Origin of the sequence: Citrobacter sp. Cc139 (assembly GCF_030334645.1) — a bacterium.
GTDB classification, from domain to species: Bacteria; Pseudomonadota; Gammaproteobacteria; order Enterobacterales; family Enterobacteriaceae; genus Citrobacter; species Citrobacter werkmanii.
The window spans coordinates 34,963-42,468 of record NZ_JAOWDM010000079.1; the positions used below are offsets into that span (position 1 = coordinate 34,963).

The window sequence follows — 7,506 nt, forward strand, 5'->3', positions numbered from 1 at the left end:
AGTTTCAGTGTCCTCACCAAAACTGCTTATCCGCCTGCAAAAACAGCCGTCAGCCCCCGTGGAATGGGTGGAATATACTGAAGGTGGAGGAGGTGAAATCCAGCATCTGTCCATGGAACAGTTAGCGGAGCTTGGTACACTTCCAGCGGCGCAGTCCGCACATCTGCTTCTTTCCGCCAGTATGGCGACATGTAAAACAATCGTCATACCGGATGAAGAGTATGAACTGACTGACCAAAAGCTTCACTGGCTCGCTGATGAAACGCTCGACGAAGGGGCGCCCTCATTGCACTGGACATTACTGTCCCGTCAGGGGTCTCGTCTCACTGTTGCAGGCATTGATGCCGACTGGCTTGAGTCTCAGCTCCGAACCCTTGCCGATGCAGGTATTAACACTACATGTGTCACGTTTGACGCCTGTTGCCTGCCGGCATGCGACAATGGCTGGACGGTATTAAGAGAGGGCGATCGGTGGTTGCTCAGAACACAGGAAAATTATCTCTCCTGCCTGACGGAGGCGTGGCTTACCCACCTGCTTACGCATTTCGGCCCTCCGCAGTTGGTAAACTACGGTTCGTTACCAGTGGCCTGTTCCAGTACAGAGAGTCAACCTGAACGCCATATTCTGACTCTCTACCCAAACGGCAATGTACCTAATCTTCTACACGATAAGATTCGCGCCCCTTCTCCACGCTCGCCCAGGACCGCGCTCCTGAAGCGCGTCGCGCTATTCAGCATCATGCTGGCTGCGGGTGTCGCACTGCTTACCCGCTCTATTACCTACTGGCAACTCCATAGCCTGGAGAAGCAGCTCAGTCAGGATCTGGTACAGCAGTGGCAGCGATACATTCCTGAGAACAGACACAGTAGCAATTTGCGAACCTATCTGCCGAAACAGTTACAACAACATATCCCTGCCCCCTATTTGTTCTTGCAGCAGTTGCAGTCAAAGCTGTCAGCATTCCCGGGATTGGCGCTGGAAGGACTTAACTATGATCCGGCGAGTAAATCTTTGCAGCTTTTCATCTACGCCAGTGATGAAAGCCAGGTACAGGCATTCATCAAAGCGCGCATCTATGGCTTGCCATTAAAAGTCGAAAAACATGAACAGGGAATGTGGACACTTCGAAATGATTAAACGTGCTCAGATCTGGTTTCATCATAAAAATACGCATGAGCAACGCATCTTTATAACGTTGTTCGGATGCTGCCTGTTGGCCATTTTTTGGTTTGGCGCCTGGCAGCCTTTAGGTCAGGCTATCGATACAATGCAATCCCGGGACGAAAAGTTACAGCTCGACATACAGTGGCTTCACAAACAGGCTTCAGCAGCCGGTCTTCTTCCACAGCGGACGCAATCGGACTCCCTGGAAACGCTAGTGAAGCGCAGTCTTAAAAAATCGGGACTTAACGCAACACTCCAGCCGGCTCACGGTGGTGGACTCAATATCAGCGCCGCCACCATCAAGATGGACACCTTCGTACGCTGGTTGGCAGTGTTACAGTGCGAATATGGTCTGCACATCGTGGCGCTTGAGTTTCACGCCAGTAAAGACGATGCCGACAGTATTACGCTGACACGACTGACGATTGGAGCGAAAAAAAATGGATAACGGATTAGCAATATTGTTCCTTGTCGTTGGACTACTGGCGGGCAGCACCATGGGAATGCTCACCTGGCGCCTGCCTCTGATGGTGCTCCCCCCCACCCCCGCAGACGGAGCGCTCTCCCCTTTTAATTTATGGCTGCCTGGTTCGCATTGCTGCCACTGCCAAACCCCGCTGGCGTGGTATGACAACATTCCCCTACTGAGTTGGCTATGTCTGAAGGGGAAGTGTCGTCATTGTGGTCTTCCTGTCTCGAAACGCTATCCTTTGCTCGAAGCGCTCTGTGCTGTTATGGCCGTTTTCTGTTACGCCCTGCACCCCAACGAAATCCTGCTGGCGCTGGCGCTCTTTATCTATTTTTGGTTTGCGCTCGCACTCAGCGTAATCGACCTGCAGCATTATCTTCTGCCTGACAAACTCACGCTGCCATTGCTGTGGCTCGGGCTGTTATTCAACGCCAGTTTCGGTGTTATACCCGGCAAAGACGCCATCATTGGAGCCGTTGCGGGATATATGATTTTGTGGTTGATCTACTGGTTAGTCAGGTTGTTATGGCATAAAGAGGGGATCGGCTACGGGGACTTCAAAATGCTGGCCGCTGCCGGGGCCTGGAGCGGTTGGCAAAGTATACCAATGATCCTTTACGCAGCTTCAATCACAGGGATTATGTATGGTCTTCTGTTATGGGCAAAAAAAGGACGTCGCGGTGCGCTGATTCCTTTCGGCCCGGCACTGGCCGTAAGTGGGTGGGGTTACTTTTGTTGGATAAGTTGGTGAACTCAACAGGAAGGATTAACTCCTTCCTGTATTAACGACTCTGCTTCTACTCTTCTTCGCGAATTTGCGCCTGCAGATAATTCTGGATCCCCAGTTTATCGATAAGATCCAGCTCGGTCTCCAGCCAGTCGATATGGCCTTCCTCATCCGCCAGAATTTCAATCATCATGTCACGGCTGACGTAATCAAATACGCTGTCGGCATAGGCGATTGCTTCACGCAGGTCCTTTGCACCTTCCAGCTCAAGAGCCAGATCCGAACGCAGCATCTCTTCAACATCTTCACCGATGCCAAGTTTGCCCAGATCCTGGAGATTGGGAATACCTTCAAGAAAGAGAATACGCTCAATGTACTTATCGGCGTGTTTCATCTCGTCGATAGATTCATGATATTCAACGTCATTCAGACGTTTGAAACCCCAGTTTTTGAACATTCTCGCATGAAGAAAATACTGGTTGATGGCGACAAGCTCGTTTCCCAATAATTTATTGAGATAATTTATTACCTTAACATCACCTTTCATTATATAGTCCCTCTGCTTCCACTCTTAGAGAGTAGATGGGGCTAGCGGGATGTCAAAAAAAAGAGTGTGACTCAGGCGATCTCTTTAAATTCTGGCATTTGCATTAATTCTTCCTGCATCACTTCGCGCGCGGCCCGAATACATTTACCACATTGATTTCCAACAGGAATAAACTTGCGTAACTGCTGAAATGACTGTGGGTGAAACTGGCGTACCGCCTGACGAATTTTTTTATCACTGATGCCGTTACATAAACAAATGTACATATATGCTCCCAACCATGAACACCATTATGATAAATGATTATTGTTCTCAAAACAAATCAAACCTTAAAAATGCCGCCGACACATCCGTAAAGAAATGACAGTATTAATTTCAACATGTTAGATCAGAATATATGCTTATTCCTGTTGATTACTTCATAACGGCGGTACGACAAAGCCAGACAGTGCAGAACCTCGGTATTTGGGCTATATCCCAGTATATTCGATTCAGCCGGCTATAGACTAAGCGTTGCCGTTCTCCAATAAGTAGAATCGGGCAGCCCGTTGTTACTACACTATTTTTGATAGATTTATTGCTATAACAGACAGAACCTTTCACAGGTTTTGTGGAAGCAGGAGGCAATTACTCCTCTAAACAACCAATTCGACCAGAATCGGACCGACGGTATTGGTAGAAAGAGCGAGACTTCCTGACTCAACACTAACGATAATCTTATCACCCACTACCAGATTCGTTGAAAACCCCATCGTTGTGTTGAATAGGACCAAAGTTCAACCATACCAAATCACTGCTTGTGATCATGCCGGGCTAAACCCACCATTGGCTTTTCCAGTAGAACAATTGTCCCTGTCATAAATGACAGTAGAATCATAATCGACAGAATTAAGGCATTAGCATCCTTTTACGCTACTCAGATATTCGGTCTTCGGGCGTTATTCTTCTTGATATGTCACCACAACAAGCAGATCTAAAAGTTATTAATATTTGATTCGTTCAGTAAGAGTTACTCAAATATTATGGCTATTGTCCCTACAAAACTGGCGACAAAAAATCGATAACTTTGTATTTTTAGAGGATCTGTAAAAAAGGGATGATAAAATCATCCCTTTGCGGTAACAACATCTGAACATATATTAAAATATCTATTCAGACTTACTTCAGCATATCGCTGCTAATTGTAACTTCTTGTAATACCGTTTCTTTACTATAGTCATCTTCAACTAATGTTACGGTATCACCCGCTTTCGGCGTAGAGTAGTAATAGAATTCGGCAACGGTATTTTCACCATTATCTGCAGACCAGTTGTGCCCATAATAGCTGAGGCCTTTTTCTGAATGCCCCATATACTTTTTGTTTGTTTTATAGTTTTGATATACAACAAACTTGCGGGTATTAAACGCTTCTTTCGTCAGTTTAATTTGTGCATGTCTGTTACCTGGCGCAGCTGTGTCGGTGAAAGAAATCACACCGTCTGGCAATTCGCTTCCTGCTTTCGTAAACGGTGCAAAAACTTCGCTAAAGGCGTATTTCGCAGCCTGCTGTTCGGTCAGACCGCTGTGCTCAGGGGAAACCTGCCTGGCGACGCCAGGCTGATCGCGCATCATAGACCATATGCCAATCATGCCCAGACCACGATCAGTGGCATCCTGCATCACCAGTTTCGCATCAGACATATAAAACACTTCGCCCTGAACGTCGTTGTAACCGATCATCGGCGTCGTGCCCATCATGGCGTTGATTTCCGCATCGCTCTTGTCAGTGAAAATCTGCTTCATCTGGCTATGGAGGTTTTCAATGGCGGATGTCGCACACTTGCCATGAATGTTTTGGCCTTCAGTACCATCAGACTGGCAAATGCTGTTACCGTAATCCATCGCCATGACGTTGACACCAGCCAGTTCAACGCCCTTGGCTTTCGCATCTTCAAGTACATAAAGACCTTCAGCCGTCAGGCCCGTCGGCAGAATAGGCAAGGTGTACCAAATTCCGACGCTACGACCTTCTGCTTTCCAGGTGTCCTGAACAGCCTTCACCGCTTCATTACGACGGTTTATGGATTCATGATCCGCAACCCAGGTGCCTTCAATATCGAAGTCCAGCACGTTAAGATTCAGGTTGTCTACGATATCGTAATAATGCTGCTTCAGGTCATTCACATTCTTACAAGACGCTGCCAGTGGGGAGTTATTCGCTCCGCCAATGGAAACCATGATGTCGCCACCTGCTTCACGCAGCGCTTTAATTTTGCTGTACTGAGCGTAGTCGTTAACGTTATATGCGATACCCCATGTCGGCAGGCAGGTATCAGCATCTTTACTGACCACGAAAGCCATGGTGAAGTGGGTGACATTCTGGTTCTGCGCAAGGCTTGCCAGATCCGGCTGTGAGTTGAGGGTAAAATCGACATATGGGGCATAGACATGCGCAGGCCATGGTGACTTCGGCGTGCCTACTTTTTCTTTGGTGCCGGTCCAGTCGATAAACACGCGCCATGGATTGGTATCAGATGGGGAGACTTTCTGTACTTTGGACTGCGAAACGTAATTACCACCGTTATAGCGGATCAGCGTGCCGCTTTCATATACAGTGGAGGAATTATATTCTGGAGCTTTATTCAACTGGTCCTGAGTATAAGAGACAACAGCGCCCAGTGGTTTCCATGGACGACCATTTGTGCCAGTTGGGTTTTGATTAGCTGGAAGAGAAGGATCATCCCCTACGGTATAAAACAGGGCTTCATATTCCTGGCCATTTTTCTGAACTTTATCGCCTTTATTATAGACGGTCGAGGACGCCCATTGCGTGACAACGGCATAAGCCTCCCATGGATTTTCCTGACCAGGAGCAAAACCATAAGCGCTTTGCGCGACAGACGTTTTATACGTCGCATTATTATAAATAACAATATCACCAGCATTATAAGCGATACTATTGTCATATGCTGGGTAAGTTACCGTACCGCCACCCGTATCGCAGGTTGTTGGATTACCATATTTCGTTATTTCATCAGCGGTCGCTGCTCGCTCGTAGCGCCATGGGTTATTCGCTTCGTCGCCCGCGGCGTTTCCCGGACAATCCGATGCACCTACCCACCACGCATTGCTATACACGCCGCTGTCGAAAATCACTTCATACGTACTGCCGCCTTCCTGACCGCTCCATGCTTCCAGGGCAAATGCTGGCAAGGCAGCACATGTCAGCCCCATACAAAATAAGGCTTTTGTTGCGAGATTTAATTGCATTATTAAACATTCCTGTTGTTATAAATCCATCAATTTATTACATATGTATGTAATAACGCATAAGGTAGATATAACAACAAACAAGTTCAATTAATAAAATACAAATCGCAATGCTTTAAGAAATGAACAAACTTATCCTACCAGATAAATTATTTATATATTGAGATTAACTAATATTTCTGAAATCTTTAAATAAACACAAATAAAAAAGCCCCGAAATATATTCGGGGCTTTTAAACTAACTACGTTAAATAAACGTAATATTAGCTCATTACTTTAGCAACAACGCCCGCACCTACAGTACGGCCGCCTTCACGGATTGCGAAACGCAGACCGTCGTCCATCGCGATCGGGTGGATCAGGGTAACAACCATTTTGATGTTGTCGCCCGGCATTACCATCTCTACGCCTTCCGGCAGTTCGATGGTGCCAGTCACGTCAGTAGTACGGAAGTAGAACTGCGGACGGTAGCCTTTGAAGAACGGAGTATGACGGCCGCCTTCGTCTTTGGACAGGATGTACACTTCAGATTCGAACTTGGTGTGCGGCTTGATAGAGCCCGGCTTAGCCAGTACCTGACCACGTTCGATTTCTTCACGTTTGATACCACGCAGCAGAACACCAACGTTCTCACCAGCACGGCCTTCGTCCAGCAGTTTGCGGAACATTTCAACGCCAGTACAGGTAGACTTAGCAGTCTCTTTGATACCAACGATTTCAACTTCTTCACCAACTTTGATGATACCGCGTTCTACACGACCGGTAACAACGGTACCACGACCGGAGATGGAGAATACGTCTTCGATAGGCAGCAGGAACGGCTTGTCAATCGCACGCTCTGGTTCCGGGATGTAAGAGTCCAGGAAGCCAGCCAGTTCGATGATTTTCGCTTCCCACTCTGCTTCGCCTTCCAGCGCTTTCAGAGCAGAACCACGAACGATCGGAGTGTCGTCGCCCGGGAAATCGTACTGAGACAGAAGTTCACGAACTTCCATTTCTACCAGTTCCAGCAGCTCTTCGTCATCAACCATGTCGCATTTGTTCAGGAACACGATGATGTACGGAACGCCTACCTGACGACCCAGCAGGATGTGCTCACGAGTCTGCGGCATCGGGCCGTCAGTCGCAGCAACAACCAGGATCGCGCCGTCCATCTGCGCAGCACCGGTGATCATGTTTTTAACATAGTCGGCGTGGCCCGGGCAGTCTACGTGTGCGTAGTGGCGAGTCGGGGTGTCATATTCAACGTGAGAAGTGTTGATGGTGATACCACGAGCTTTTTCTTCCGGCGCGTTATCGATCTGGTCGAATGCACGAGCAGCACCGCCGTAGGTTTTAGCCAGTACGGT

At 47.8% G+C, this 7,506-nt stretch carries 7 protein-coding genes; 3 read left to right on the forward strand and 4 right to left on the reverse strand.

What is annotated here, in order from left to right; genetic code table 11:
• The first annotated feature begins 7 nt into the window (after positions 1-7).
• Genes gspL through OGV69_RS11535 form a run of 3 tightly spaced genes read left to right on the forward strand, consistent with a single transcriptional unit; the run spans position 8 to position 2,385 of the window.
• Positions 8-1,138: a type II secretion system protein GspL gene (gene gspL / locus OGV69_RS11525; RefSeq protein ID WP_069325305.1), complete on the forward strand. Its 1,131-nt coding sequence runs from the start codon at positions 8-10 to the stop codon at positions 1,136-1,138.
• On the forward strand, positions 1,131-1,613 hold the full coding sequence (locus OGV69_RS11530; protein WP_069325306.1) for a type II secretion system protein M: 483 nt from the start codon (positions 1,131-1,133) through the stop codon (positions 1,611-1,613). Before gspL ends, OGV69_RS11530 begins: the two co-directional genes overlap by 8 nt.
• Complete coding sequence (locus OGV69_RS11535; protein ID WP_071888048.1) at positions 1,606-2,385, forward strand: prepilin peptidase; 780 nt, start codon at positions 1,606-1,608, stop codon at positions 2,383-2,385. The genes OGV69_RS11530 and OGV69_RS11535 overlap by 8 nt, the downstream gene beginning before the upstream one ends.
• 46 nt (positions 2,386-2,431) lie before the next feature.
• Here OGV69_RS11535 and bfr read toward each other — a convergent pair whose 3' ends face one another.
• From bfr to tuf, 4 genes are all read right to left on the reverse strand, one after another.
• Complete coding sequence (gene bfr, locus OGV69_RS11540; RefSeq protein ID WP_038634748.1) at positions 2,432-2,908, reverse strand: bacterioferritin; 477 nt, start codon at positions 2,906-2,908, stop codon at positions 2,432-2,434.
• Positions 2,909-2,979: 71 nt separating this feature from the next.
• Positions 2,980-3,174 (reverse strand): bacterioferritin-associated ferredoxin, encoded by a 195-nt coding sequence (gene bfd, locus OGV69_RS11545; protein ID WP_038634750.1) that lies wholly within the window; start codon positions 3,172-3,174, stop codon positions 2,980-2,982.
• A gap of 892 nt (positions 3,175-4,066) precedes the next feature.
• Positions 4,067-6,157: a glycosyl hydrolase family 18 protein gene (locus OGV69_RS11550; RefSeq protein WP_312037060.1), complete on the reverse strand. Its 2,091-nt coding sequence runs from the start codon at positions 6,155-6,157 to the stop codon at positions 4,067-4,069.
• Between the two features lie 263 nt (positions 6,158-6,420).
• The coding region (gene tuf / locus OGV69_RS11555) for an elongation factor Tu (RefSeq protein ID WP_131348470.1) at positions 6,421-7,506 on the reverse strand (1,086 nt) is incomplete at its 5' end.